Source organism: Nocardioides sp. QY071 (assembly GCF_029961765.1).
Taxonomy (GTDB): domain Bacteria; phylum Actinomycetota; class Actinomycetes; order Propionibacteriales; family Nocardioidaceae; genus Nocardioides.
Genome location: NZ_CP124681.1, coordinates 259,387 through 284,952, shown reverse-complemented (window position 1 = coordinate 284,952; position 25,566 = coordinate 259,387). Strand labels below are relative to the sequence as shown.

The 25,566-nt window shown below is 71.8% G+C and carries 24 protein-coding genes and 1 tRNA gene; 12 read left to right on the top strand and 13 right to left on the bottom strand.

What is annotated here, in order from left to right; translation table 11 throughout:
* The 8 genes from QI633_RS01350 (at position 1) to QI633_RS01315 (ending at position 5,089) form a co-directional block, all read left to right on the top strand.
* Positions 1-603: a BMC domain-containing protein gene (locus QI633_RS01350; protein WP_141800720.1), complete on the top strand. Its 603-nt coding sequence runs from the start codon at positions 1-3 to the stop codon at positions 601-603.
* Entirely contained in the window at positions 600-1,115 is a 516-nt protein-coding gene (locus tag QI633_RS01345) for a hypothetical protein (protein ID WP_282427855.1), read from the top strand. Before QI633_RS01350 ends, QI633_RS01345 begins: the two co-directional genes overlap by 4 nt.
* Positions 1,115-1,366 carry a EutN/CcmL family microcompartment protein gene (locus QI633_RS01340; protein WP_141800722.1) on the top strand — a complete coding sequence of 84 codons (252 nt, stop codon included), beginning with the start codon at positions 1,115-1,117 and terminating at the stop codon, positions 1,364-1,366. The genes QI633_RS01345 and QI633_RS01340 overlap by 1 nt, the downstream gene beginning before the upstream one ends.
* Positions 1,367-1,438: 72 nt before the next feature.
* Positions 1,439-1,720: a BMC domain-containing protein gene (locus QI633_RS01335; RefSeq protein ID WP_141800723.1), complete on the top strand. Its 282-nt coding sequence runs from the start codon at positions 1,439-1,441 to the stop codon at positions 1,718-1,720.
* Positions 1,721-1,768: 48 nt separating this feature from the next.
* A complete protein-coding gene (locus QI633_RS01330) occupies positions 1,769-2,416 on the top strand; it encodes a microcompartment protein (RefSeq protein WP_141800724.1) in 648 nt (215 codons plus the stop codon).
* Positions 2,416-3,405: a phosphotransferase gene (locus QI633_RS01325; RefSeq protein ID WP_141800725.1), complete on the top strand. Its 990-nt coding sequence runs from the start codon at positions 2,416-2,418 to the stop codon at positions 3,403-3,405. The genes QI633_RS01330 and QI633_RS01325 overlap by 1 nt, the downstream gene beginning before the upstream one ends.
* A gap of 22 nt (positions 3,406-3,427) precedes the next feature.
* Positions 3,428-4,198: a 3-oxoacyl-ACP reductase FabG gene (fabG, locus tag QI633_RS01320; RefSeq protein ID WP_141800726.1), complete on the top strand. Its 771-nt coding sequence runs from the start codon at positions 3,428-3,430 to the stop codon at positions 4,196-4,198.
* A 99-nt stretch (positions 4,199-4,297) separates the two neighbouring features.
* The gene (locus QI633_RS01315) at positions 4,298-5,089 is read left to right on the top strand and encodes a GntR family transcriptional regulator (protein WP_141800727.1); all 792 of its coding nucleotides are present in this window, start codon (positions 4,298-4,300) and stop codon (positions 5,087-5,089) included.
* Between the two features lie 80 nt (positions 5,090-5,169).
* On the opposite strand, the gene QI633_RS01310 is transcribed toward QI633_RS01315, so the two are convergent.
* Both QI633_RS01310 and QI633_RS01305 read right to left on the bottom strand, forming a co-directional pair.
* Positions 5,170-5,242: transfer RNA gene (locus QI633_RS01310), tRNA-Thr, on the bottom strand.
* Between the two features lie 76 nt (positions 5,243-5,318).
* Positions 5,319-5,507: a hypothetical protein gene (locus tag QI633_RS01305; protein ID WP_141796291.1), complete on the bottom strand. Its 189-nt coding sequence runs from the start codon at positions 5,505-5,507 to the stop codon at positions 5,319-5,321.
* A 92-nt stretch (positions 5,508-5,599) separates the two neighbouring features.
* On the opposite strand from QI633_RS01305, the gene QI633_RS01300 reads away from it, so the two are divergent.
* The gene (locus tag QI633_RS01300; protein ID WP_260805650.1) at positions 5,600-6,535 is read left to right on the top strand and encodes a LysR family transcriptional regulator; all 936 of its coding nucleotides are present in this window, start codon (positions 5,600-5,602) and stop codon (positions 6,533-6,535) included.
* 15 nt (positions 6,536-6,550) lie between these two features.
* Here the strand turns inward: QI633_RS01300 and QI633_RS01295 are convergent, their stop codons facing one another.
* From QI633_RS01295 to QI633_RS01265, 7 genes are all read right to left on the bottom strand, one after another.
* A complete protein-coding gene (locus QI633_RS01295; RefSeq protein ID WP_141796292.1) occupies positions 6,551-8,107 on the bottom strand; it encodes an alpha/beta hydrolase in 1,557 nt (518 codons plus the stop codon).
* A 27-nt stretch (positions 8,108-8,134) separates the two neighbouring features.
* Positions 8,135-9,286, bottom strand: coding sequence for a DNA polymerase III subunit delta' (locus QI633_RS01290; protein WP_282427854.1), 1,152 nt, complete (start codon positions 9,284-9,286; stop codon positions 8,135-8,137).
* Positions 9,283-9,954 (bottom strand): dTMP kinase, encoded by a 672-nt coding sequence (gene tmk, locus QI633_RS01285; RefSeq protein ID WP_282427853.1) that lies wholly within the window; start codon positions 9,952-9,954, stop codon positions 9,283-9,285. The genes QI633_RS01290 and tmk overlap by 4 nt, the downstream gene beginning before the upstream one ends.
* Positions 9,955-10,099: 145 nt before the next feature.
* A complete protein-coding gene (gene topA, locus QI633_RS01280; RefSeq protein WP_282427852.1) occupies positions 10,100-12,808 on the bottom strand; it encodes a type I DNA topoisomerase in 2,709 nt (902 codons plus the stop codon).
* Positions 12,809-13,046: 238 nt separating this feature from the next.
* Entirely contained in the window at positions 13,047-14,081 is a 1,035-nt protein-coding gene (locus QI633_RS01275) for a DUF2510 domain-containing protein (protein ID WP_282427851.1), read from the bottom strand.
* A 10-nt stretch (positions 14,082-14,091) separates the two neighbouring features.
* Complete coding sequence (locus QI633_RS01270) at positions 14,092-15,588, bottom strand: class I SAM-dependent methyltransferase (RefSeq protein WP_282427850.1); 1,497 nt, start codon at positions 15,586-15,588, stop codon at positions 14,092-14,094.
* Between the two features lie 110 nt (positions 15,589-15,698).
* Positions 15,699-16,130: a DUF6069 family protein gene (locus QI633_RS01265; RefSeq protein ID WP_282427849.1), complete on the bottom strand. Its 432-nt coding sequence runs from the start codon at positions 16,128-16,130 to the stop codon at positions 15,699-15,701.
* Positions 16,131-16,326: 196 nt separating this feature from the next.
* Here QI633_RS01265 and QI633_RS01260 point away from each other — a divergent pair, with 196 nt between their 5' ends.
* Positions 16,327-16,692: a YciI family protein gene (locus QI633_RS01260; RefSeq protein WP_282427848.1), complete on the top strand. Its 366-nt coding sequence runs from the start codon at positions 16,327-16,329 to the stop codon at positions 16,690-16,692.
* A 47-nt stretch (positions 16,693-16,739) separates the two neighbouring features.
* On the opposite strand, the gene QI633_RS01255 is transcribed toward QI633_RS01260, so the two are convergent.
* The 4 genes from QI633_RS01255 to QI633_RS01240 form a co-directional block, all read right to left on the bottom strand.
* Complete coding sequence (locus QI633_RS01255; RefSeq protein WP_282427847.1) at positions 16,740-18,119, bottom strand: hypothetical protein; 1,380 nt, start codon at positions 18,117-18,119, stop codon at positions 16,740-16,742.
* A 123-nt stretch (positions 18,120-18,242) separates the two neighbouring features.
* On the bottom strand, positions 18,243-19,013 hold the full coding sequence (locus QI633_RS01250) for a M14 family zinc carboxypeptidase (protein WP_282427846.1): 771 nt from the start codon (positions 19,011-19,013) through the stop codon (positions 18,243-18,245).
* 2 nt (positions 19,014-19,015) lie between these two features.
* The gene (locus QI633_RS01245; RefSeq protein WP_141796302.1) at positions 19,016-21,328 is read right to left on the bottom strand and encodes a sodium-translocating pyrophosphatase; all 2,313 of its coding nucleotides are present in this window, start codon (positions 21,326-21,328) and stop codon (positions 19,016-19,018) included.
* 327 nt (positions 21,329-21,655) lie between these two features.
* Complete coding sequence (locus QI633_RS01240) at positions 21,656-21,988, bottom strand: STAS domain-containing protein (RefSeq protein WP_141796303.1); 333 nt, start codon at positions 21,986-21,988, stop codon at positions 21,656-21,658.
* Between the two features lie 135 nt (positions 21,989-22,123).
* Between QI633_RS01240 and QI633_RS01235 the strand changes: the two genes are divergently transcribed.
* Both QI633_RS01235 and QI633_RS01230 read left to right on the top strand, forming a co-directional pair.
* On the top strand, positions 22,124-24,496 hold the full coding sequence (locus QI633_RS01235; protein ID WP_282427845.1) for a DEAD/DEAH box helicase: 2,373 nt from the start codon (positions 22,124-22,126) through the stop codon (positions 24,494-24,496).
* A 71-nt stretch (positions 24,497-24,567) separates the two neighbouring features.
* The gene (locus QI633_RS01230; protein ID WP_349016712.1) at positions 24,568-25,554 is read left to right on the top strand and encodes a LuxR C-terminal-related transcriptional regulator; all 987 of its coding nucleotides are present in this window, start codon (positions 24,568-24,570) and stop codon (positions 25,552-25,554) included.
* Positions 25,555-25,566: the final 12 nt, after the last annotated feature.

The window sequence follows — 25,566 nt, the reverse complement described above, 5'->3', positions numbered from 1 at the left end:
ATGGCTGAACTGCGTTCCTTCATCTTCATCGACCGGCTGCAGCCGCAGACGCTGTGCTACCTCGGCACCTGGATCAAGGGCACCCTGCCCCGCGCCCACATGGCCGCGCAGATCATCGAGGTCGCACCCGGCATCGACATCGAACCGATCACCGACGTCGCCCTCAAGCACGCCGAGGTCGCCGCGGGCGTGCTCGTCGTCGAGCGGCAGTTCGGCTACCTGGAGTTCCACGGCGAGACCGGGTCCGTGAAGGCGGCCGCCGAGGGGGTGCTCGACGCGCTCGGCGCCGAGGCCTCGAGCGCCGTGCGCCCGCAGATCCTGGCCAGCAAGATCATCAGCTCGATCGACCACCAGCACGCGTTCCTCATCAACCGCAACAAGATCGGGTCGATGGTGCTGCCGGGCGAGTCGATGTACGTGCTCGAGGTGCAGCCCGCGTCGTACGCGATCGTGGCGACCAACGAGGCGGAGAAGGCGGCCGACATCAAGGTCGTCGACTACCGCATGATCGGAGCCACCGGCCGCGTCTACCTGTCCGGCAAGGAGGCCGACGTGCGGCAGGCCGCGGAGGCCGCCGAGGAAGCGCTCCGGGGCCTGACGTGAGCACCTCCCTCGACCTGCGGGCGGTGATCGCGGACCAGGTCCGCGAGGTCGTCCGCGAGGTCGTCGCCGAGCTGGTCGGCTCGGCGGCGCCTGCACCCCCGGCCCCCGCGGCGCCGGCCCCTCCCGCCGTCGCCGCGGCGCCCGTCGGCGTGCCGGGGTCCGAGCACGTCACTCCGCCGCCGCTGCGCGAGCGCGTGGAGGCCGTACGGATCGCGGACGACGCCGACCTCGACGGGTTCGCCCGGCGCCTGCTCGCGCTGTTCGAGAACCCGAAGAACCGCCAGGACCTGCGCGCCGGACGGCTGCGCTTCCGGCTCGAGGGCGGCTCTACGGCCGCCGTTGCGGCGGACCGGCCGGTCCAGCGGGTCGACACCGGCGCGGTGACCGAGCGGCAGGTCAAGGCGGCCGCCGAGGCGGGCCGCCGGCTGGTCCTCGGCCGTCGTGCCGTGCTGACTCCCCTGGCGCGCGAGAGGGCTCGCGCGCTGGGGGTTCCCATCGAGAAGGAGCGCTGATGCTGAGAGCAGTCGTGACCGGCAATGTCTGGTCCACCAAGAGGATCGACGGCCTGCCCAACGGCGCGTTCCTGGAGGTCGAGGTCGAGGGTGGCGGCAGCCGCCTGGTCGCCTTCGACGTCCTGGGCAGCGGCGTCGGCGAGACCGTCCTGGTCGCCCAGGGCTCGGTCGCCGCGGCCTGGTTCCCCGGCACGCCGCCGCCCGTCGACGCGCTCGTGATCGGCTCGATCGACAACCAGCCCACCGGCTGACCCCTGATGTCGGGCGCCGCTCGGCCCCGCCAACCACCTCGCACCACCCACCGCACAACCAAGGAGCACCACATGTCCAGCACCGCCATCGGCATGATCGAGACCAAGGGCTTCGTTGCCGCGCTCGCCGCCGCGGACGCCATGGTCAAGGCCGCCAACGTCACCATCACCGACCGCCAGGAGGTGGGCGACGGGCTCGTCGCCGTGGTCATCGCCGGCGAGGTCGGCGCGGTCAAGGCGGCCACCGAGGCCGGCGCGGAGACGGCCTCGCAGGTCGGCGAGCTCGTCAGCGTCCACGTCATCCCGCGCCCGCACGCCGAGCTCGGCAACCACTTCGACGTCAGCGCGAAGTAGTCCCTACGTCCCGACGCCCCACCAGCCAGCTCAAGAAGAGGAGGTCCGATGGCCGCCACCGATGCCCGCGCGGAGCTGCGGGTCTACCTGATGGTCGAGGACCTGCAGCCGCAGTTCGCCGCCTACCTGGGCACGCCGACCCGTGCCCGGGGCTACCCGCCGTACGCCGGCGACCACGCCCTCATCATCGAGGTCGCCCCCGCTCTCGCGATCGAGCGCGTGATCGACCTCGCCCTGCGGGCCGCCCCGTCGGTCGAGCCCGGCATCCTCTTCGTCGAGCGGCAGTTCGGGGTGCTCGAGCTGCACGCCTCGTCGCTGGAGGACGTGGTCGCCGCCGGCCAGGCGGTCCTCGACGGAATCGGCAGCTCGGCCAGTGACCAGCTGCGTCCGCGCGTGCTGTACCACGACATCATCGAGAGCATCACCGACCAGCACGCGGTGATCCTCAACCGCAACCGTTCGGGGTCGATGATCATGCCGGGACAGTCGCTCCTCGTCTACGAGATGGCTCCTGCCCTCTTCGCGGCCGTCGCCGCCAACGAGGCCGAGCGCGCGGCGCCCGGCATCACCATGGTCGACGTGCAGTTCATCGGGGCGGCCGGCAGGCTCTACCTCAGCGGCAGCACCGAGGACGTCGAGGTGGCCAGGGACCGGATCACGAAGGTCCTGGAGTCGATCGAGGGACGGGAGCACTGATGAGCGCCACCACCGCGGCCGCGGACACGCGGGTCGCCGAGCTGGTGCTGCCACAGTACGGCTTCGGGCCGGAGTGCAGGCTGCGGATGATCAACCTCTCCGAGAACGCGACCTTCCTGGTCGAGGACGGCGAGCGCAGCGCGATCCTGCGGGTGCACCGCGTCGGCTACCACTCGCGCTCGGAGATCGAGAGCGAGCTGTCCTGGCTGGCCGCGCTGCGGGCCGAGTCGGCCGTCGCGACGTCCCAGGTCGTGCCCGCCAGCGACGGCGAGTGGGTCACCACGGTCTCCGTCGACGGCGAGGAGCGGCACGCCGTGCTCTTCCACGTCGTGCCCGGCATCGAGCCGGACGACGTCGCGCTCGGCACCACGGACTTCGAGACGCTCGGCGCGATCACGGCCCGCATGCACCTGCACGCCCGGGGCTGGAGACCACCGCACGGCTTCCAAAGGTTCAGCTGGGACTGGGAGCACTCGCTGGGCGACGAGCCGCGCTGGGGGCGCTGGCAGGACGGCATCGGCGTCGGACCGGTCGAGGAGGCCGCGCTCGGCGCGGCCGTCGAGGTGGTGCGGGAGCGGCTGTCGTCGTACGGCACGGGTGCCGACCGGTTCGGCCTCGTCCACGCCGACCTCCGGCTCGCGAACCTCCTCGTCGAGGGCGACCTCGTCACCGTGATCGACTTCGACGACTGCGGCTACTCGTGGTTCATGTACGACTTCGGTACCGCGGTCTCGTTCATCGAGCACGACCCACGGCTGCCGGACTGGCAGGCCGCCTGGCTGCGCGGGTACCGCTCGGTCACCGAGCTGTCCGCCGAGCACGAGGCCATGCTGGCGACCTTCGTGATGCTGCGCCGGCTGCTGCTCGTCGCCTGGATGGGCTCCCATGCGCACTCCCGCGAGTGCCAGGACCTCGGCCCCGCCTACACCGCCGGCACCGTCGAGCTGGCGCGGCGCTACGTCGCGTCGGACGGCGCCTCCCTCTCGTAGCGAAACCTGGATCGGAGAACCTATGTTCACCTCACTCGCCGGACGCTCCGTCGTCGTCACCGGTGGCAGCAAGGGCATCGGCCGCGGCATCGCCACCGTCTTCGCCCGGGCCGGCGCCCGCGTCCTGGTCACCGGGCGTGACGAGGCCTCGCTCGCAGCCGCGTGCGCCGAGCTCGGCGACGGGGCGTCCTACGTCATCGCCGACGTGAGCCGGCGCGAGGACTGCGACCGGATGGCAGCGACCGCGACCGAGCGCCACGGCGGCATCGACGTCCTGTGCGCCAACGCCGGCGTCTTCCCGGCCGCACGCCTCGACGCGATGACCGCCGACGACCTCAACGGCGTGATGGCGACCAACCTCAACGGCACCGTGTTCGCGGTCCAGGCGTGCCTGGACGCCCTGACGGCGAGCGGTCGCGGGCGGGTCGTGGTGACCTCGTCGATCACCGGTCCCCACACCGGCTACCCCGGGTGGTCGCACTACGGAGCGAGCAAGGCTGCCCAGCTCGGCTTCGTGCGGACCGCCGCGCTCGAGCTCGCGCCCCGGGCCATCACGATCAACGCCGTGCTCCCGGGCAACATCGCCACCGAGGGTCTCGACGGGCTCGGCGAGGACTACCTGGCCGCGATGGCCGCCAGCGTGCCGCAGAAGCGGCTCGGCGGGGTCGCGGACATCGGCAACGCCGCCCTGTTCTTCGCGACCGAGGAGGCGTCGTACATCACCGGGCAGACGCTGATCGTCGACGGCGGCCAGGTGCTCCCCGAGTCGCTGCAGGCACTCGAGGAGATCTGAGGGCCGCCGCCGCGGCGCTGAGGTAGCGTTGCAAGCATCTGGTCAGACCATTCGGCGGATCGGGCCGACCGAAGGCGACCGGAAGGAAGGAGCGGCACCATGGCCACGGAGCACGCCGTCGCGGAGACCCTCCGCCGCCGGATGCTGACCGACATCGGCGCCGGCACCCTGCCACCGGGCGCGCGGTTGGGCAGCGAGCGCGAGCTCTCCGAGCACTACGGCGTCAGCCGGGCCACGCTGCGCCAGGTGCTCGCCGCGCTCGAGGAGGCGGGGCTGGTCCGCCGTGTCGCCGGACGCGGTGGCGGAACGTTCATCAACCACGCCAAGGTCGAGCACGACCTGACCAAGGTCGTCGGCGTCCCGGCGTACCTCGCCCGGCAGGGCTACTCCGCCGGCACCCGCGTCGTCGCGACCCGGATGGGCGTCGCCGACGCCCCCACCCGCCGCGCCCTCCAGCTCTCCGAGGGCGACCTCGTCGTCGACGTACGCCGCCTCCGGCTCGCCGACGGCACACCCTTCTCGCTCGACCACGCCCGACTGCCCGCCGACCGCTTCCCCGGCCTGCTCGAGCAGCCGCTGGGCGGCTCGATCTACGAGCTCATCGAGCACGACTACGGCGTCACCATCGCCGACGCCGAGGAAGTGGTCGAGGTCGTCCACGCCACCGACGAGGAGGCCGCCCTGCTCACCGTCGCCGTCGGCGACCCGTTGGTCCTGATCACGCGGACCACCTACGACACGGCGGGCACGCCGTTCGAGTTCTCCCACGACCTGTTCCGCTCGGACCGGGTCCGGATCACGCTCCGCACCCCCGGCCGCGGCCTGCGCGGCGCACCGGGTGGGGAGGGGCCGCACTTCGCCACCATCTCCTCGGTCCCGGCGACCGGCTGACCGGCTGCCGAGCCCGCCGACGCCCTGGGCAAACGATCAGGCCCGGATGTCCTGTGGGAATCCGGGCCTGATCTGCGCTGAGCCGCCTGTCGGAATCGAACCGACGACCTAATCATTACGAGTGATTCGCTCTACCGACTGAGCTAAGGCGGCGCCGCCACCGGTCGTGACCGGTGACCGCGGAAGCATACCGACCGGGGTCAGCCGGGAGCGAATCGGCCCGGAGGGGTCAGGCGGCGGCAGCGGGAGCGGTGGCCGGAGCCTCGGTGGCCCGTACGCCGGTGACCATCGTCTGCTCGGCGTCACACCAGCAGGTGAAGCTGACGACGATGCCGTGCTCGGTGCTCTCCATGCCGGTGATCTGGCTGGGGAAGATGAGCTCGCGGCGGTGGCAGGCGGTGCAGGTGTGGGCGAACATGGCGGTCCTCCTTCGGTCTTCTTCCTCCATGGTGGGCCGCACGGGAACCAAGGGGTAGCCTCGCTTTCCTGAGCAATCTCTAGGGATCCCCTATGGCAGATCGGAGCGCCATGCTGTCGCTGCACCAGCTGACCTGCTTCCTCGCGACCTACGAGCACCGCTCGCTGACCCGGGCGGCGGAGGAGCTCGGGTACGCGCAGCCGTCGGTGTCGGAGCAGGTGCGCGGGCTGGAGAAGTCGCTCGGGGTGCAGCTGTTCCGGCGGGTGGGGCGGGGCGTCGTACCGACCACGGCCGCCGACACCTTCCGGCCCCACGCGGAGAAGGTGCTCGCGGCGGCCGACGACGCGCAGCGGGCGGTGGCGAGCATCCGGTCGCTGGAGACGGGCACGATCCGGTTCGGGATGTTCGGCGTCGCGCGGCTGTACGGCGGGGCGGACCTGGTCGCCGACGTGCTGGAGCGCTACCCGGGCGTGCGGGTGGAGCTGGTGGGGCGGCACTCGATGGACGTGCAGGAGAACCTGCGCCGCGGACGGCTGGAGGCCGCGATGATCGCGGTCGCGGCGCTGTCGAGCGAGGGCATGTCGATCACGCCGATCGCCCGCGACGAGCTCGTCTACGTCTCCGCCGACCCGAGCCGGCTGACCTCGCCGGTGACCGCGAAGCGGCTCGCCGAGGCGGACCTGGTGATGCCGGAGAGCAGCCTGCGCGACTACGACTCGGGCCGGATCGTGCTGCGCCGGATGCTGCACGAGGCCGGCTACAACCCGAGCACCCGGATCGAGGTGGAGGACGTCGAGACCGCGATCGAGCTCGTCGGACGCGGGCTGGCCGACACGGTGACCAACAAGGGCGCCGCGGTGCAGCTGCTGCCGCGGCTCGCGCCGAACGCCGGGTGGGTGCCGCTGCGCCCGCGCGTCTACGACACGATGGCGATCGTGCACCGGGCGGGCGCGACGCTGTCGCCGGCCGCCCGACTGATGATCGAGCTCGCGACCCAGCGGATCCAGAGCATCATCGAGCCCGTCTGACCACCGGGCGCAGCCTCAGCAGCTCAACCCGTCCTTCGGCACGGTGCCGTCGAGCAGGTAGGAATGGACGGCGTCGTCGACGCAGCTGTTGCCCTTGTTGTAGGCGGTGTGCCCGTCGCCGTCGCGGCTGACCAGGACGCCGGACTCGAGCTGGTCGGCCATCGCCACCGCCTCGGCGTACGGCGTCGCGGGGTCGCGCGTCGTCCCGAGCACCACGATCGGCGCGGCGCCGGAGCCGTCGATCTTGAGGTCCGGCTCGTCGGTGGAGGTGAACGGGATGCCGTTGCAGGCGGTCAGGCCCCAGGCGAAGACGTCGCCGAACGTCGGCGAGGCCTTCTCGAAGTCGGGGAAGTTGGCGGGCACCTCGTCGGTGGTGATCGACCACGGGTCGTCGAGGCAGTTGATCACCGAGATCGCCTCGAGGCTGTTGTCCTTGTAGGTGCCGTTCTCGCGGGAGCCGTAGAAGTCGGCGAGCTGCAGCAGGGTGGAGCCGTCGCCGCCGAGCGCCTCCTTGAGTCCGTCGTCGAGGTAGGGCCAGTTGTCCTGGCTGTAGAGCGGCAGGATCAGCCCGTAGAACGCCAGCCCGACGGTGAGGTCGCGGCCCTCCGCGTCGCTGGTCTTCAGCGGCGTCTTGTCGATCCCGTCGAGCAGGTCCTTGATCGTCTTCAGGCCCGCGTCGACGGAGTCGCCGAGGAAGCAGTCGCCGTCGTCGACGCAGTTCTGGATGTAGGAGCGCAGCGCGGTCTCGAAGCCCTTGGCCTGGCTCAGCGCGCCGTCGCGCGGCGACAGGGACGGGTCGACGGCGCCGTCGAGGACCATCCGGCCGACCTTGTCGGGGAACAGCTCGGCGTAGGTCGCACCGAGGCGGGTGCCGTAGGAGAAGCCGAAGTAGTCGAGCTGGTCCTCGCCGAGCGCCGCGCGCAGCACGTCCATGTCGCGGGCCGCCTCGACCGTGCTGACGTGGCCGCCGACGGCGCCGGAGCGGGCCTGGCAGCCGGACCAGAACTCCTGGGAGTTCTCCTTCGCGGTCTCCACCTCGTCGGGGGTGTCCGGGTCGGGGTCGGCGGCGACGTACGCGTCGAGGGCGTCGTCGCTCAGGCAGTCGACCGGCGCGGAGTCGCCGGTGCCGCGGGGGTCGAACCCCACGATGTCGTACGACGAGCGCAGCTGGTCGGCGAAGTAGAAGTCGGCGTCCTTGGCGGTGTCGGTGCCGGGAGCGCCGGGGCCGCCCGGGTTGACGACGAGCGAGCCGATCCGGTCGCCGGTGGCGCGGGTGCGTTCGACGGCGAGCTTAATCGAGCCGTCGCCGGGCTTCTGGTAGTCGATCGGGACGTCGAGCGTTCCGCACTCGTCCTGGTCGCAGCGGGTCCAGGTGATCTTCTGGCCGTAGTAGTCCTCGAGGCTGCGCCCGTCCGGGCCCTCGGGGCTGGTGGCGTCGGAGCCCTTCTCGTCGCCCTTCGCGGCAGGCTCGTCGGAGTCGCCCCTGAGCAGGACGATGCCGACGCCGACCGCGCCGGCGAGCACCAGCGCCCACACGGTGACGACCGCGACGATCAGGGTCCGCTTGCTCACAACTCAGCTCCTCGGTCTCGGGTCAGGTCACCGCTGCGGCGCCTGCAATGCCACCATCATCGACTCCAGGGCCAAGGCCACGGGCACGTTGAACTCCAGCATCTGCTCCCGCGCGGCGAAGATCCACCCGATCCGGCGCAGGTTGAGCTCGGGCGAGGAGCTCGCGACGATCGCCTCGACCTGGTCGCGGATCTCCTCGTTGACCAGCGCACCGGGTGCCCCGCTGGCGACCGCGATCGCGTCGCGGTAGACCGACATCAGATCGGTCAGCCCGCGGTCGACGACGTCGAGGTGGCGCCGCTTGGCGCGGGTGCGCTGGCCCTTCTCGAGCGCGGCCAGGGCGGGGCCGTACTCCCGCGGGCGGCGTCCCCGCTCCACCACGCCGTACGCCGCGTCGAGGTCGGTCTTCTCCCGGGCGTCGAGCTCGGCGGTGATCGCGTCGGCCTCCTCCTTGGCACTCGAGGCGAGCCGGGTCGCGGCGTCCATGCAGCGCCCGAGACCGGTCAGCCGCGCCGGCATCGACACGACCTCCTGGCGCCGGGTGCGCACCGCCTCGTCGAAGGCGAGCGCGCGGGCCCGGCCGATGTGTCCCTGGCTGGCCCGGGCGGCGTACGACGCCAGCGGCTCCGCCACGCCCCGGGCGACCAGGAAGCCGGCGACCTCCTCGGCCGTCGGCGTCGAGAGGGTCACCAGCCGGCAGCGCGACCGTATCGTCGGCAGCACGTCCTCGACGGTGGGCGCGCAGAGCATCCAGATGGTGCGCCCGTTGGGCTCCTCGATCGCCTTGAGCAACGCGTTGCAGGCCTGCTCGGTGAGGCGGTCGGCGTCCTCGACGATGAGGATCTGCCAGCGGTCGCCCATCGGGCTCAGCGAGGCGCGTCGTACCAGGTCGCGGACCTCATCGACGCCGATGGAGAGCTTCTCGGTGCGGACGACGGACACGTCGGCGTGCGAGCCGGCGAGCACGGTATGGCAGTCGTGGCACCCGTCCGGGCAGTCGGGACCGACCCCGCCCTGCCGGCACTGCAGGGCCGCCGCGAACGCGATCGCGGCGTTGGACCTGCCCGACCCGGGCGGTCCGGTGAACAACCAGGCGTGGGTCATCCCCTGCCCGGAGACGGCCTTCTCCAGCGCCGCGATGACGTGGCGCTGCCCGACCAGGGTGTCCCAGACGGTCACGACGCGCTCCTGACGGCCTGCCCGAGCAACGGCTCGATGCGTGCCCAGACCTGCGCGGCGATCTCCTCGATCGGCGAGCGCGCGTCGATCACCGCGTAGTGCTCGGGGTTGCGGGCGGCGAGGTCGAGGAAGGACCGGCGCACCCGCTGGTGGAACTCCAGGCCCTCCCCCTCGATCCGGTCGCGCCCCTCGAACCGCGCCAGCCCCGCCGCCGGCTCGAGGTCGAGGACCACGGTCAGGTGGGGACGCAGGTCGCCGGTCGCCCAGCGCGAGACGTCCTCGAGCTCGTCGCGGTCCAGCGCCCGCCCGGCGCCCTGGTAGGCGAGGGTCGAGTCGACGTACCGATCGGTGATGACGACCTCGCCGCGCCCGAGCGCCGGGCGCACGAGGGTCTCGACGTGCTCGGACTTGTCGGCGAGGTAGAGCAGGAACTCGGTCTTGTGGGCCAGCTCGCCGGTCTCGGGCGACAGCACGATCCGGCGCATCTCCTTGCCGACCGGGGTGTCACCCGGCTCGTGGGTGAGACGTACGGCGAAGCCCGCCCCGTTGAGCCGGTCGTGCAGCAACCGCGACTGGGTCGACTTGCCGCCGCCCTCGCCGCCCTCGAAGCAGACGAAGACGCCGGTGTCGGCGTACTGGCCGGGCCAGCGCTGGTTCGGGGTCGTCACGGGAGCAACTTACGAGACGGGGGCGACACGGGCCATGGTCGGGGGCGAGCGCCCGATCCCTCTATCCGTTCGATCGAACGGATAGAGGGATTTTCGGGCGCAGAATTCCCCCAAACCGTTCGATCGAACGATATGGGGGCGGCGGTCACGCCTTCTTGGTCGCCTTCTTCGCCGCAGTCTTCTTCGCCGGAGCCTTCTTGGCAGCCGCCTTCTTGGCCGGCGTCTTCTTCGCGGCCGTCTTCTTCGCGCCCCGCTTCGCGGCCTTCTTGGCCGGGCCCTTCGCCCGGCGCTCGGCCAGCAGCTCGGCGGCCCGCTCGATGGTGATCGCCTCGACCGAGTCGTCCTTGCGCAGGGTGGCGTTGTACTCACCGTCGGTGACGTACTCGCCGAACCGGCCGGCCTTCACCACGACCGGCTGCCCGGACACCGGGTCGTTGCCCAGCTCCTTGAGCGGCGGGGCCGCGGCGGCGCGGCCGCGCTGCTTGGGCTGGCTGTAGATCTTCAGGGCCTCGTCGAGGGTGATCCCGAAGATCTGGTCCTCGCTGGTGAGCGAGCGGGAGTCGGTGCCCTTCTTGAGGTACGGGCCGTAGCGGCCGTTCTGGGCGGTGATCTCCTCGCCGTCCTCGCCGACGCCGACGACGCGCGGCAGCGCGAGCAGCTTGGTGGCGTCCTCGAGGGTGACCGTGTCCAGCGACATCGACTTGAACAGCGAGCCCGTCCTGGGCTTCGCCGACTTCGGCGCGTCCTCGGGCAGCACCTCGGTGACGTAGGGGCCGAACCGGCCGTTCTTCGCCACGACCTGCAGGCCGGTCTCCGGGTGGACGCCGAGGTCGATCTCCTCGCCGGCCGGGTTGGCGAGCAGCTCGATCGCCTTGGCGACGGTGAGCTCGTCGGGCGGCAGGTCGTCGGGGACGTTGGCGCGCTTCGCGAACGGGGCGCCGTCGTCGCCGGGCCCCTCGAGGTAGGGGCCGTACTTGCCGACCCGCAGGTGGATCCCGTCCTCCTCGGTGCCGACGGGGAAGGTCGCGAGCTCCTTGGCGTCGATGTCGCCGAGGTCGTCCACCAGCCGCTTGAGGCCGGCGAGGGTGTCCGAGCCGTAGTAGAACTCGGTGAGCTCGGCGACCCGGGACTTGTCACCCCGGGCGATGTCGTCGAGGACGTCCTCCATGCCGGCGGTGAACTGGTAGTCGATCAGCCGGGTGAAGTGCTCGGTCAGCAGCCGGACCACGGAGAACGCGATCCACGCCGGCACCAGCGCGGTGCCCTTCTTGTAGACGTAGCCGCGGTTGAGGATGGTGCCGATGATCGAGGCGTACGTCGAGGGCCGGCCGATCTGGCGGTCCTCGAGCTCCTTGATCAGCGTGGCCTCGGTGTAGCGGGCCGGCGGCTTGGTCTCGTGCCCGTTGGCGGACAGCGAGGCGGCGGAGACCGCGTCGCCCTCGACCAGGTTGGGCAGCCGGGTCTCCTGGTCGTCCTTGGCGGCGTTGTCGTCGGTGCCCTCGACGTACGCCTTGAGGAATCCGTGGAAGGTGATCACGCGGCCGGACGCGGAGAACACGACGTCCTCGCCGGTCGTGGCGGCGCCGCCCAGGCGGATGGTCACCGACTGGCCGACGGCGTCCTTCATCTGCGAGGCGACGGTGCGCATCCAGATCAGCTCGTAGAGCCGGAACTGGTCGCCGGTCAGCCCGGTCTGCGCCGGGGTGCGGAACGAGTCGCCCGCGGGACGGATCGCCTCGTGCGCCTCCTGGGCGTTCTTGACCTTGCTGGTGTAGGTGCGCGGGGCGTCGGGGACGTACTCCGCGCCGTACAGCTCCTGCACCTGCGAGCGGGCCGCGCCGATCGCACTGCCCGACAGCGTGGTGCTGTCGGTACGCATGTAGGTGATGAAGCCGTTCTCGTAGAGCCGCTGGGCCACGCTCATCGTGACCGACGCGCTCATGCCGAGCTTGCGGCTGGCCTCCTGCTGGAGGGTGGTGGTGCGGAACGGCGGGTACGGCGAGCGACGGTACGGCTTGGCCTCGACCGAGCGGACGTCGTACGTCGTGTCGGCGAGCGCCTCGACGAGTGCCTCGGCGCGGCGCTGGTCGAGGTGGACCACGTCGGCCTTGGCCTTGAGCTGGCCGTCCTGGCCGAAGTTGGAGCCGGACGCGACGCGGGTGCCGTCGACGCTGTGGACCTTGGCGGGGAACATCCGCTGGTCGTGCTTGCTGCCGGCGTCGAAGGTGCCCTCGAGGTCCCAGTAGGAGGCGACCTTGAAGGCCATCCGCTCCTTCTCGCGGTCGACCACGAGCCGGGTCGCGACCGACTGCACACGGCCGGCGGACAGGCCGGACATGACCTTGCGCCACAGCACCGGCGAGACCTCGTAGCCGTAGAGGCGGTCGAGCAGCCGGCGGGTCTCCTGGGCCTCGACGAGGTCCATGTCGAGCTCGCGCGGGTTGGCGGCGGCCTCCTGGATGGCGGCCTTGGTGATCTCGTGGAAGACCATCCGCTTGACGGGGATGTTCTTCGGCTTCAGCTCGTCGAGGAGGTGCCAGGCGATCGCCTCTCCCTCGCGGTCCTCATCGGTGGCGAGGAAGAGCTCGTCGGCGTCCTTGAGCAGGCTCTTGAGCTTGGAGATGTGGCTCTTCTTGTCGCGGGGCACGACGTAGTAGGGCTCGAACCCGTTGTCGACGTCGATCGCGAGCCGCCCCCACGGCTTGTCCTTGATCTTCGCCGGGGTGTCGGCCGCGTTGTTGGGGAGGTCACGGATGTGGCCGATGGAGGACTCGACGACATAGCCGTCGCCGAGGTACCCGCCGATGGTGCGGGCCTTGGCCGGCGACTCGACGATCACCAACTTGTGGGACACAGGGACCTTCTCTACTACTCGTGCGCTGCCTGATTCGGCGGTTCACGGTAGCGCGTGGTGTCGAGCGCCGTCGCCAGTGGCGTCCAGAGTGGTCGTCCTCCGGAGGTCGAGGAGGCCGCCCGCGGCCGTCACGAGACCCCCCGCGCACCGATGCCGGGACCCACCCGCAAACAGTCCCGGCAGCACGGCCAGGCGTCTCGTGACGGTTGCTGCGCAACCTCCTCGACGTCCGAGGGCGTCAGCCGACCTTGATCTGGTCGATGACGCCCTCGTTGGTGCTGATCAGGTCGTCGTGACCGAGCGCCGCCATGCCGATGTAGATGCCGTAGGTGGCCGGGTCGCCGGTGTCGACGACGATCACGTCGGTGAGGTCGCCCTCGGCCTGGACCTCGGGGGTGTCGACGCGCACCTCGGCGGTGATCCGGTACGCCGGCTTGCCGTCGACCGTGGTCTCCTCGTTGACCTTGTCGGTGCGCCCGGTGAAGCCGCTGTAGACGTTCTCGCTGCCCGTCAGGCACTGCATGATCACCTCGGCCGCGGTGGCGAGGTCGTCGAAGCCGTTGTCGCGCGGCAGGGCGCCGACACCGGTCAGGCTGATCCACTTCTCCTCGACGTTCGTGTACTGCAGCACGAACGCGTTCGCGAACCCGAACGAGACCTGGTCGCCGGTGGCGAGCTCGTACGCCGGGTTGCGCGGGATGCTCAGACCGCCGCCGGTCAGCTCCGGGGCGGCCGGGTCGGGGTCGGTCGCCGGCTCCGGCGAGCCGCCGGTGCACTGGATGCCGGTGGGCTTCACGGTGCTGGAGGACCCGTCGGTCGGCTCGGAGCCCTCGGACTTCTCGCTCTGCGAGCTGTCGTCGTCGGCCTTGCGGTCGCCGTTGTCGTCGTCGCCGGTCAGGGCGCGGATGCCGAAGAAGCCGCCCACACCGAGCAGCACGAGCGCCACCACCGCGGCGATCACGATCACGACCGTCTTGTTGCCGCCACCACCACCGGGGGCCGGCGCGGGGCTCCACTGCTGCGAGTAGCCGCCGCCGTACCCGGGGGGCGGGGCCGGAGGGGCCGGCGGTCCGGCCGGGCCGGGCGCGGGCGGCGGGGTCGGCACGGCGCCGTACTGCGTGGGCGCGGCCGGCGGCGGCGTCGCCGGGGTGTCGGCCGGGCGGGCGCCGCCGGAGGGCTGGGTGGTGGTCATCTGGCTCCACGCCTGACCGTCCCAGTAGCGGTAGGTGTCGGGCGCTCCCGCGGGGTCGGGGTACCAGCCTGCGTTCGTCACGGGGACCAGCCTACGAGTCGGCCGGAGCGAGGAACCCCTCGGCGACCAGCTCGGCCAGCTCGGGCAGGTAGACCTCCCGCAGGCTGGCGGGATCGCGCTCCAGCAGGTGGCCCACGGCGTCGATGAGCTGGCCGAGCGGCAGCTCGCCGTCACAGGCGCCGGCGACGGCGGCCGCGACCGTGTCGACCTGACGCGCGCGCCGGAAGCCGCGCTGCTGGCGCAGCACGATGGTGGCCGGGTCCTCGGCGCCGACCGGGCCACTGGTCTCCTGGACCACGTCCTCGCGGATCACGAGCCTGGTGTCGGCGTCGAGCGCGCTCGCCGCCTGTGCGGACTCCGCCCACGCGGCGATGGCCGGCGCGATCGGCTGCTCGACGTCGTAGGGCCACTCGAGGAGGTCGCGGTGCAGGGTCGGGGTGGCCGCACCCTCGCGGCGGCGCAGGTTGATCCAGCCGAAGCCGATCCCGCCGACGCCCTGCTCCTCGAGCCAGGACAGCCAGGTGTCGTAGCGGTGGGAGTACGACGCCGGGTCGCCGCCCGTGGCCGGGTGGTGGCCGGCGTCCTTGAGCCAGAGCTCGACGTACGACGCCGGGTCGAGCACCTCGCGCTGGACGACCAGCGCGTCGCACTCGTCGGGCAGCCAGGTCGCGAGCCGCTCGTCCCACGGCCGGTCGCGGTCGATCACCCAGTTGGCGAGCACCTGGCACCAGCCGCCGTCGGCGAGGTGGTCGGGCGCCGTACGCACGATGTGCTCGACGACCTGGTCGCCCGGCAGGCCCGAGTCGCGATAGACCAGCCGCTCACCGGTCGCCGGCGAGATCACGAACGGCGGGTTGGTGGCGATCAGGTCGAACCGCTCCCCCGCCACCGGCGCGAAGAACGACCCGTCGCGTACGTCGACCTTGTCGTCGACATCGTTGAGGGCCGCGTTGAACCGCGCGATCGCGAGCGCCCGCTGGTTGACGTCGGTCGCGACCACCCGGTCGCTGTGGGTGGCCAGGTGCAGCGCCTGCACGCCGCAGCCGGTGCCGAGGTCCAGGGCGCTGCCGACGTCGTGGCGCAGGGTCAGCTGGGCCAGGCTCGAGGAGGCGGGGCTGATGCCGAGGACGTAGTCGCCGGTCACCTTCGTCGCCACGCCGTCGAGCCCGGGCGTCAGGTCGCTGACGACCCACAAGTCGCCCTCCTCGCTGGCGTAGGGCCGCACGTCCAGCCGGGCCGCCACCTCCCCGACGCTCTGCACCAGCGCCCCCGCGTTGGCGAGCCTGTCGACCAGCCCCGGCAGCGCCCGCTCGGCCTCCTCGACGCGCACCGAGGTCTGCAGCAGGAAGAGCCGCACCAGGGTCGAGAGCGGGCCGCCGTCCGTCGTACGCCGGCGTCCGGGTGTCGTCTCGTTGCGCGACAGCGCCTGGTGGGCCTGCGGGCCGAGCAGCTCGCTGACCGCGTCGTAGGTGAAGTCGGCGGCGAGCAGGGCGTCGCGCAGCGGGGCGGCGAGGGGGATCGGCAGCACGGGACAACGCTAGTCGGCGCTGGGCCCGGTGCTCGCCGCGCATCTGACGAATGGGCTGTGATTCTGCCGCTTCCACAGCCCATTCGTCAGATGCGTCAGTCCACCGTGCCTCACCCGCGGGCGAGGCGCCCGGCGAGGATCGGGATCACGACCGCGGCGGCGACGACGTGCAGCGTCATCAGGGTGAGCGCCGAGGCGACGTCGAAGCCGAAGGTCGCGTCCGGCACGACGGAGAGCGCGGTGAGGGCGAGGGTCGTGCGCACGAAGGTCGAACGCGGACGCCGGGCCTTGCGGGCGAGGACGGCGGCGAGGCCGACGCCGATCAGCGAGAAGACGAAGGTCAGCTGGGTGAACCCGAGGATCGGGATCGAGGCACCGGACTCGTCGGCGAAGGAGACGCCCGCCGCGGAGGCGATCGCGGCGAGGGCGGTGGTGACGACCGAGGCGGCGGCCGCGGCGGCGACGCCGTGCTTCCAGACGGTACGGCGGACCGGGGTGGCGGTGACGGGGGTGGCGGTGACCTGGGCGGCGGTGGTGGACATCTCTGCTCCTGGGGTGTGAGCGGCGGGCCCGGTGGCCTGCCTGTACCGGTACTACGAACGCCGAGGACGCGGTTCGACACAGGCCGCAGAAAAAGATCCGGCGATCTCCGGGGTGGCGGCTGTCGGATCCGTGTGGTGGCGTTCGTGGTGAGGACAGGAGGCGGTCATCGGGACCGCCCGAACGAGGAGCGACGAGATGACGACGTACCTGATGTCCGTGCACGGACCCACCGAGATGACCGACGAGTTCTACGGCTACGGGTCGAAGGAGGAGATGGAGCAGTCCTTCGCCGAGACGGGCGCGTTCAACGAGCAGCTGAAGGCCGACGGCTACTGGGTCTTCGCCGGCGGCCTGGCCCCCGCGACGACCGCCACCGTGGTCGACGGGCAGGGCGAGACGCCGGTGATGACCGACGGGCCGTACCTGGAGACCAAGGAGGCGATCGCCGGGTTCTGGGTGATCGAGGTGCCCGACCTCGACGTGGCGCTCAGGTTGGCCGCTGAGGCGTCGCGGGTGTGCCGGGGCACGGTCGAGGTCCGGCCGTTCGACGGACTCGCCTGATCCCGGACGGGTCGGACCGCTCTGCCCTTGGTCCGACCCGTCCGAGGTCAGCGGGTCAGCTTGGCCTTCCTGGTCGTCTGGGCACCGGTCGCGGCGGTGAGCACGACCTTCACCTTGACGGCCTTGCTGCGCTGCAGGAGCTTGCGGCCGGCCTTGGTCAGCTTGATCTTGACCTTGGCGGTGCTGCTCGCGGGGACGGCGTACGCGCCGGCCGCGACCTTCAACTTGCCCGCCTTGACCACGATCGCGCCGGAGCAGGCCGTCACGCCACTGGCGCAGCTGATGGTGAGCGTGGCCTTCTTCCGCTTCTTGTCCGCCTTCACCTTCTTCTTCGCGGACGTGGCCGGCTGCGCGTGCGGGATGAGCTGCGAGTTGGGCCCGACGTTCACGTTGGTGACCCACAGGCTCTCGCGCGCGACCCGCACGATCGAGTTGTTGGCCTTGTCGGTGAACCAGATCGCGCCGTCGGCGCCGTAGGTCAGCGCGGTGGGCTCGTAGTTGCCGACCTGTACGACGGCACCCACGCCAGCCGCATCGACGTGGCCGATCCCCTTCGCGGCACCGACGCTGGTGAACCAGACGTTGCCGTCGGGACCGGTGACCAGGCTGCGCGGGGCGGTGCGGTCGCCGGTGCGGATCGTGCCGACCTGGCCGTTGTCGGCGACCCAACCGATGTTGCCGTTGGCCGGCGAGGTGAACATCGATCCGCCGTCGTCACGACCGAACCAGATCTTGCCGTTCGGACCTGTGGCCACCGAGTAGGGGTAGGTCGCATTGGCCGGCAGCGGGTAGGTCACACCACTGGTCCCGGCGTCGTTGAGCTGGATCAGTCGGTCCCACTCCGCACACCACATCAGGCCATCGCGTCCGCGGCCCAGCGCCCCGGAGCACTCGGGCACGGCGTCCGAGGTCCAGCCACCGCCGGCGATCCGTACCACCCCCGGGTTGGCGATCGAGCCCGAACCCCAGGTCGCGGTAGGGCCCACTCGAACCTCGCGCACGAACCGCAACGGGGTCGGGTAGGACACGCCCGCGCTCACGTCGCTCGGGTGCACGCGGGCGACGCCGCCGGCGTACGCCAGCCAGATGTTGCCCGCGGCATCGATGTCGAGGTCGTTGAGCGCGCCGAGACCGGCGTCGACGCCGATCTCGGTGAAGGCTCCGGACGGCGTGATCCGGCCCAACTTGGTGGTCTCCTTCTCCACGAACCACATGTCACCGTTAGGTGCAGTGACGATTCGGCCGAGCCCGGCCGCGGGGGTCGGCACCGGGAAGACCTGGAAGCCGCCGGCCTTGGCCGGGCGCGCCTCCGAGTCGTCAGCCGCGGCAGTGGGGAGACCTGTTCCGCTGATCGCGAGGGCGGGAAGGACCAACGCCCCTGCGAGTACTGCCATCGCCCGGCGCAACCGCGCACGTCTCTTCGTCATCGCGCTCCTCAGGGGGAGGGCGCAGGCCCTGCCAGCGCCCGGGAAGACAATCGGGCGCGGCTCCTACCCGACCCAACCCTCACCAAACCACCCCTCACCAAAAATCGGGCGACAGTGAGCGTGTCAGTGGATGCGGGCGGCGCGCAGGATGCCGCGGCCGGCGACCTTGGTGCGGTAGCGGTGGCTGGTGCGGGCGCCGTACTCGATCGTGGTGGCGGCGCCGTGCTCGCCGAGGGCGGTGTCGTACCAGGCGGTGAGCGTCGGGGAGTCGGTCCCGGACGGGTTGCCGACGCCGAGGTGGCGGCGCGGCAGGTGGAGGAACCGGGCCAGCCGCTTCTCCCACTTCCCGTGCCCGCCGCGGCCGATCGCCCGCAGGGGCTGGTGGATCGAGGCGATCCGGTCGGGCCGGACCTGGGTCAGGAAGGCGATCATCGCCTTGGTCTCGGGCTCGCTTCCGGGCCGCGGACCGCCCCAGTAGCGGGATCCGCGCCCCGCACCCGACCAGCCGCTGGTGGGCCAGTTGCGGTTGAGGTCGACGCCGCGGCCGTTGGTGCGGGTGCCGCGGGCGTTGCCGTCCGGGTTCAGCGTCGGCACCACCCAGACGCCGGTGCCGGGGCGCGGGTGGGCGTGGTCGCGGATCCAGCGGGCGGTGGCGATGCCGTCCTTCTCGTCACCGTGCATCTGGCCGAGCACGAGCAGGACGTACGGCGCGCCCTCCTCGCCGCGGTAGTACGCGCGGATCGGGCGGCCGCGGGCCGACGTACCGATGACGACGGAGGTCTCGACGTACGCCGATGCGGTCACTCGGGTGGTCGCCGCGTGGGCCGGGACGACGACGGCCGCGCCGGCGACGACCACGAGGGTCGCCGCCAGCGCGGCCAGCAGACGGCCCACGATCAGGCGGACTCGGCGTTCGCCGGCTCCGGTGCGTCGTCCCCGATCGTCGAGACCCGCTGCTTGGACACGAACACCGCGGCGAAGATCCCGGCAGCGGCAGCCACCGCGATGAGGATCCGCACGACGTCGTTCTCGTTCTCGCCGTAGGACAGGCTGACGACCGCGCCGACGATCAGCAGCGACACCAGGTTCATCACCTTGAGCAGCGGGTTGATCGACGGGCCCGCGGTGTCCTTGAACGGGTCGCCCACGGTGTCGCCGGTGACGGTCGCGGCGTGTGCCTCGGACCCCTTGCCGCCGTGGTGCCCGTCCTCGACCAGCTTCTTCGCGTTGTCCCAGGCGCCACCTGCGTTGGCGAGGAACACCGCCATCAGGGTGCCGGTCGCGATCGCACCGACCAGGAAGCCGGCCAGCGGACCGACCCCCAGACCGAAGCCCACCGCCACCGGGGCGAGGATCGCCAGGATCCCCGGCGTGGCCAGCTCGCGCAGCGAGTCTCGGGTGACGATGTCGACGACCCGGCCGTACTCCGGGCGGGCGGTGCCCTCCATGATCCCGGCGATGTCGCGGAACTGGCGTCGCACCTCCATCACCACGGCGCCCGCCGCCCGGCCGACGGCGTTGATCGCCAGGCCGGAGAAGAGGAACACGGCACAGGCGCCGAGGAGCGCGCCGACGATCAGCTTCGCGTCGTAGACGAGGAACTCCTTGTCGAGCGCTGGGCCCACCTCGTCGTAGGCGCTCTGCGTGTACGACGCGAACAGTGCGCTCGCGGCGAGCACGGCGGTGGCGATCGCGATGCCCTTGGTGATCGCCTTGGTGGTGTTGCCGACCGCGTCCAGCTCGGTGAGGATCTGCGCGCCGTTCTCGCTGACGTCCCCCGACATCTCCGCGATGCCCTGCGCGTTGTCGGAGACCGGCCCGAAGGTGTCCATCGCGACGATGACGCCGACCGTCGTCAGCAGGCCGCAGCCGGCCAGGGCGACCGCGAACAGGGCGAGACCCGTCGAGCCGCCCGCCAGCAGCGCGGCCCCGAAGACCGCGGCGCCGATGACCATCGCCGTGTAGACCGCGGACTCGAAGCCGACCGAGAGGCCGGACAGGATGACCGTGGCATGGCCGGTCAGCGAGGTCCGGGCGACGTCCTTGACCGGCCGGTGCTCCGTTCCGGTGAAGTAGCCCGTGAGCGCGAGGATCGCGGCCGCCAGCACGATGCCGATCGCGACAGCGCCGGCCGCGAACACCGGAGGCGACAGGTCGGCCGAGGCTCCGGACCCCAGCTCGCTCCACTCACCCGGCAGGTAGACGAACGCAGCGATCGCGCTCGCGACCGCCCCGAACGCGGCCGACATGTAGAAGGCCCGGTTGATGGTCTTCAGCCCGCTCTCGCCGGCGCGCGGCTTGGTGAGGTAGACGCCCGCGATCGCGGACAGGGCGCCGATCGCCGGGACGATCAGCGGGAACACCAGGCCCTTGTCGCCGAACGCCTGCGAACCGAGGATGAGTGCCGCGACCAGGGTGACGGCGTACGACTCGAACAGGTCGGCCGCCATGCCGGCGCAGTCACCGACGTTGTCGCCCACGTTGTCGGCGATCGTCGCCGCGTTGCGCGGGTCGTCCTCGGGGATGTTCTGCTCGACCTTGCCGACCAGGTCGGCGCCGACGTCGGCCGCCTTCGTGAAGATGCCGCCGCCGACGCGCATGAACATCGCGAGCAGCGCGGCGCCGAACCCGAAGCCCTCGAGCACGTTGGGCGCCGTCTCCTGGAAGACAATCACCACGACGCTCGCGCCGAGCAGGCCCAGGCCCACCGTGAACATGCCGACGAAGGCACCCGTGCGGAACCCGATGTTCATCGCCGGGTCGCGTCCCTGCTCGTTGGCCGCCGCCGCGACCCGGAGGTTGGCGCGCACCGCCAGCGACATGCCGAGGTAGCCCACCGCCCCCGAGAACCCGGCTCCGACCAGGAAGAAGATCGACCGGGAGATCCGGACCGCCCACTCCGACTGGAGCCCGGTCGCGCCGTCGGCCGTATGGGCCGGGAGCGCGAGCAGGACGACGAACGCGATGGCCGCGAAGATCGTCAGGGTCCGGAACTGGCGGGTGAGGTAGGCGTTCGCCCCCTCCTGGACGGCCTGGGCGATCCGCTGCATGTTCGGGGTGCCCTCGCCGGCGCGGAGGACCTCCGATCTGAACAGCACGGCCATGCCCAGCGAGCCGAGAGCGATCGCGGCGACGATCGCCACGAGGGCGAGATCGCCCCCGGTGACGTCGACATCTGCTACCTGCGGGACGACGAACGGATGGGGCATACGACTGCCTCCTGCGGGGGGTTCAGGGTCGGCCACGGGGGCCAGGTCTGAGATCGTGCCCGGAGTCTACGCAGAGTGTGGCGCAGAACACATGGAGGTTGTGACGCGCGTCACAGCGATGGACTACGAGCGACGGGCCGCTGACGGGGGTTCCGTCGCGCCGCCCGCCGTTTCTGCACGGAGGAGCGCGCGACCGAGGAACGAGGAAGCGCGCGGGGGAGGAAGAAACGGCGTCAGAAGGCGGCGCGACATGCGCGAGCGAAGCGAGCGCCAAACAAACACCGTGAGTCGCTCACGCAGCGCATCAGCCCAGCGCCGAAACCCGACTCAGGCGAGGGCGGCGTCTGCCGAGTCGTGGATGACGAAGACCTTGGCCAGGCCGGTGATCTTGAAGATCTTGAGCAGCCGGTCGGCGTTGCAGACCAGCTCGAGGGAGCCGTCGTGGGCGCGGACCTTCTTCAGGCCGCCGACCAGGACGCCGAGGCCCGTGGAGTCGAGGAACTCGACCGCCTGCATGTCGACGACGATGTCGTACGTGCCGCCGGCGACGAGCTCGGTGATGGTGTCGCGGAGCTTGGGGGCGGTGTAGACGTCGATCTCGCCACCCACGGCAACGACGGTGCGCCCACCGACCTCGCGCGTCGACAGTGTCAGATTCACGACCCTCACCCCGGGATAGCAGTTCTCCGTCTGGTGGCACTTATCAAACCATGCCGAGCGCGCGCACGCGCAAGGAGCGGACATCCTGTCGGTATGCCTTCGGCTCGTGTCGGGGGTCCGGGGGACAATCGGAGGGTGAGTGCCCAGCCCGATCTCGACGTCGCCCCGGCCCGGCGACGCGACCCCGAGGCCCTGCTCGACCGGCTGGTCGCGCTGCCCTCGCGGGCGGACCGGCTGACCCACCGCCAACGAGTTGCGGCGCGGCCCGCGGCCCTCACGGACTGGCCGGCGTGGGCCGATCCTGCGGTGGTCACGGCGTACGCCGCTCGCGGGGTCGGGCGTCCCTGGCAGCACCAGGTGGCGGCGGCCGAGGCGGCCCACCGGGGCGAGCACGTCGTCCTGGCGACCGGTACGGCGTCCGGGAAGTCGCTGGCGTACCTCCTGCCCGCGCTCTCCGACATCCGCGCCGCCCGCGGCCCCCGCGGGCAGCGCGGCGCGTCGGTGCTCTACCTCGCCCCCACCAAGGCGCTGGCCCACGACCAGTGGACGGCGATCCGCGACCTCGGGCTCGACGTGAGGGTGGCGACCCACGACGGCGACAGCACCGCCGAGGAGCGGGAGTGGACCCGCGACCACGCGGAGTACGTCCTCTCGAACCCCGACATGCTGCACCGCTCCCTGCTACCCGGCCATGAGCGGTGGACCTCGTTCTTCCGGTCGTTGCGCTACGTCGTGATCGACGAGTGCCACCACTACCGCGGCGTGTTCGGCGCCCACGTCGCCCAGGTCGTGCGCCGGCTCCGGCGGATCTGCGAGCTCCACGGCGCGTCGCCGGTGTTCGTGCTGGCGTCCGCCACGGTCGCCGACCCCGACGTGACGGCGCGCCGGATGACCGGGCTCGACGTGACCGCGGTGACCGAGGACGGCTCGCCCCGCGGTGCCCTGGCCCTCGGGCTGTGGGAGCCGCCGTTGACGTCGTACCAGGGCGAGAACGGCGCGCCCGTACGCCGACCGGCCACCGCCGAGACCGCCGACCTGCTCGCCGACCTCGTGGTCGAGGACGTCCGCACCCTGGCGTTCGTGCGCTCCCGGCACGGCGTCGAGACCGTGGCCCGCCGGGCGGCCGAGCTGGTCGAGGAGGTGGATCCGTCCCTGGCCGGGCGTGTCGACTCCTACCGCGGCGGCTACCTGCCCGAGGAGCGCCGCGCCCTCGAGCAGGACCTGCGCAGCGGGCGGCTGCTCGGCATGGCTGCCACCAACGCGCTCGAGCTCGGCATCGACATCAGCGGCCTCGACGCGGTCGTGGTGACCGGGTACCCCGGCACCCGGGCCGCGTTCTGGCAACAGGTCGGCCGCGCGGGACGAGACGGCGGCGGGGCGCTCGGGCTGTTCGTGGCGCGCGACGACCCGCTCGACACCTACCTCGTCCACCATCCCGAGGCGCTGCTCGGCCGGCCGGTCGAGGGCACCGTCTTCGACACCGACAACCCCTACATCCTGGGGCCGCACCTGTGCGCCGCCGCCCAGGAGAGCCCGGTCACCGTCGCGGACGCGGCGCTGTTCGGGCCCCGGATGCGGGAGGTGCTCGGCTCGCTCGTCGAGCGCGGGCTGCTGCGCCGCCGGGCGGCCGGCTGGTACTGGACCGACCGCGCCCGCGCCGCCGACCTCGCCGACATCCGATCCACCGGCGGCGCCCAGGTGCAGCTCGTCGAGGCGGTGACCGGCCGCGTGGTCGGCACCGTCGACGGCGCCCGCGCCCACAGCACCGCCCACGAGGGCGCGGTCTACCTGCACCGCGGCGAGACCTGGCTCGTCGAGTCGCTCGACCTCGAGGAGCACGTCGCCACCCTGCGCCGTGCCGACGTCGACCACACCACGACCGCCCGCGACGTCACCGACATCGAGATCGTCGCGGAGCGCGAGCACGCCGACTGGGGACCGTGCCGGGTCTCGTTCGGGACGGTCGAGGTGACCAGCCGGGTCACGTCGTACCTCCGTCGGCGCACCCGCACCGGAGAGGTGATCGACGAGAAGCCGCTCGACCTGCCGGCGCGGACCCTGTCGACCGCAGCGGTCTGGTGGACGGTGCCGGACGACGTCGTCCGCGACCTCCTGACCGGCGCCGGGCTGGTGCCCGCGGACCTGCCCGGCGCGGCCCACGCCGCCGAGCACTGCTCGATCGGCCTGCTTCCCCTGTTCGCGACCTGCGACCGCTGGGACATCGGCGGCGTGTCCACCGCCCGGCACCCTGACACCGGCGTGCTCACCGTGTTCGTCCACGACGGCCACCCGGGTGGGGCGGGCTTCGCCGAGCGCGGGTACCGCACCGCCGCGGCCTGGCTGCGGGCCACCCGGGCGACGATCGCGGCCTGCGAGTGCGCCACCGGCTGCCCGTCGTGCATCCAGTCGCCGAAGTGCGGCAACGGCAACGACCCGCTCGACAAGGCCGGCGCCGTCGCCCTGCTCGACGTGCTGCTCCGCGAGGCACCTGACGCCGACACCCGGTGACCTGACGCCGGATGATCAGTAGTGTGGCTCGCTGACCAGATCATCGCTGCGACTGCCATCGGGGGCGATTCGTGACGACCGCTGACCTGCCCAGGCCCGCGCCTGCCGCTCGCCGCATGTCGATGCAGGCAGAAGACCTCTACCGCAACCTGGTCGCCGGGGGGCCGACCACCGTCGAGACGCTCAGCGCCCGCGTCGGACTCCCGGCCTTCGAGGTCGAGGTCACCCTGGACGAGCTCGAGCTGATCGGCCTCGCCGAGCGGGACCGGGACCACGCGGTGGCACGCCCGCCGTACCCCGTGCTCGACCTGCTGGCGACCGAGCGCGCCGCCGAGGCGGCCCGCGCCCACCAGATGGCGCAGACGCTGTCCGAGCTGTGGCGGCAACACCACGACGACGCCAGCTATCTCCAGGTCCTCCAGTCGGACGCGGCCTGCGACGCCGCCCAGGACGCGTTGATCGCCGGCGCCACCCGGGAGGTTCGTGCCCTCTCGATCGGGCCGGTGGGCGACGAGCGCGTGCGGCCGGAGCCGACCGCCATGGCCGGGTTCTACGAGTCGATCGCGCGCGGCGTCAGCTACAAGATCGTCTACGGGGCGGCGATCGTGCAGCACCCGGTCGCGATCAGCGTGGTCCGCTCGTGCATCGATGCCGGTGAGGAGGCGCGGCTGTTCCCGGAGGTCCCGGTCAACCTGACGATCGCCGACGACCACCTGGGGCTGGTCACCCTGCCACGGCTGGGCGACCGGCGGCGCGACATGCTCGTCGTCCACCCGTCCAGCCTGCTGGAGGTGCTGTCGTCGATCTTCTGGTCCTACTGGCGCCAGTCGTCGCCGCTGACCGTCCACCCCCACGGCCTCGACACCGAGGAACCGGTCGAGGCCTACCGCTCCCTGCTGACCCTGCTGGCCGCGGGCCTGACCGACGATGCGATCGCTCGTGAGCTCGGCGTCAGCGACCGCACCGTACGCCGGCGCCTGGCCCACCTGCAGGAGGTGCTCGGCGCGGCCAGCCGGTTCCAGCTCGGGGTGCAGGCCGCACGCAACGGCTGGCTCTGATCGGCCCGGCTG

Bases quoted from the DNA above. Each gene is read 5' to 3' on its own strand.
- QI633_RS01350 (WP_141800720.1), top strand. From the start codon at position 1: ATGGCTGAACTGCGTTCCTTCATCTTCATCGACCGGCTGCAGCCGCAG.
- QI633_RS01340 (WP_141800722.1), top strand. From the start codon at position 1,115: ATGCTGAGAGCAGTCGTGACCGGCAATGTCTGGTCCACCAAGAGGATC.
- QI633_RS01335 (WP_141800723.1), top strand. From the start codon at position 1,439: ATGTCCAGCACCGCCATCGGCATGATCGAGACCAAGGGCTTCGTTGCC.
- QI633_RS01330 (WP_141800724.1), top strand. From the start codon at position 1,769: ATGGCCGCCACCGATGCCCGCGCGGAGCTGCGGGTCTACCTGATGGTC.
- QI633_RS01325 (WP_141800725.1), top strand. From the start codon at position 2,416: ATGAGCGCCACCACCGCGGCCGCGGACACGCGGGTCGCCGAGCTGGTG.
- fabG (WP_141800726.1), top strand. From the start codon at position 3,428: ATGTTCACCTCACTCGCCGGACGCTCCGTCGTCGTCACCGGTGGCAGC.
- QI633_RS01315 (WP_141800727.1), top strand. From the start codon at position 4,298: ATGGCCACGGAGCACGCCGTCGCGGAGACCCTCCGCCGCCGGATGCTG.
- QI633_RS01305 (WP_141796291.1), bottom strand. From the start codon at position 5,507: ATGTTCGCCCACACCTGCACCGCCTGCCACCGCCGCGAGCTCATCTTC.
- QI633_RS01300 (WP_260805650.1), top strand. From the start codon at position 5,600: ATGGCAGATCGGAGCGCCATGCTGTCGCTGCACCAGCTGACCTGCTTC.
- QI633_RS01265 (WP_282427849.1), bottom strand. From the start codon at position 16,130: ATGTCCACCACCGCCGCCCAGGTCACCGCCACCCCCGTCACCGCCACC.
- QI633_RS01260 (WP_282427848.1), top strand. From the start codon at position 16,327: ATGACGACGTACCTGATGTCCGTGCACGGACCCACCGAGATGACCGAC.
- QI633_RS01255 (WP_282427847.1), bottom strand. From the start codon at position 18,119: ATGACGAAGAGACGTGCGCGGTTGCGCCGGGCGATGGCAGTACTCGCA.
- QI633_RS01245 (WP_141796302.1), bottom strand. From the start codon at position 21,328: ATGCCCCATCCGTTCGTCGTCCCGCAGGTAGCAGATGTCGACGTCACC.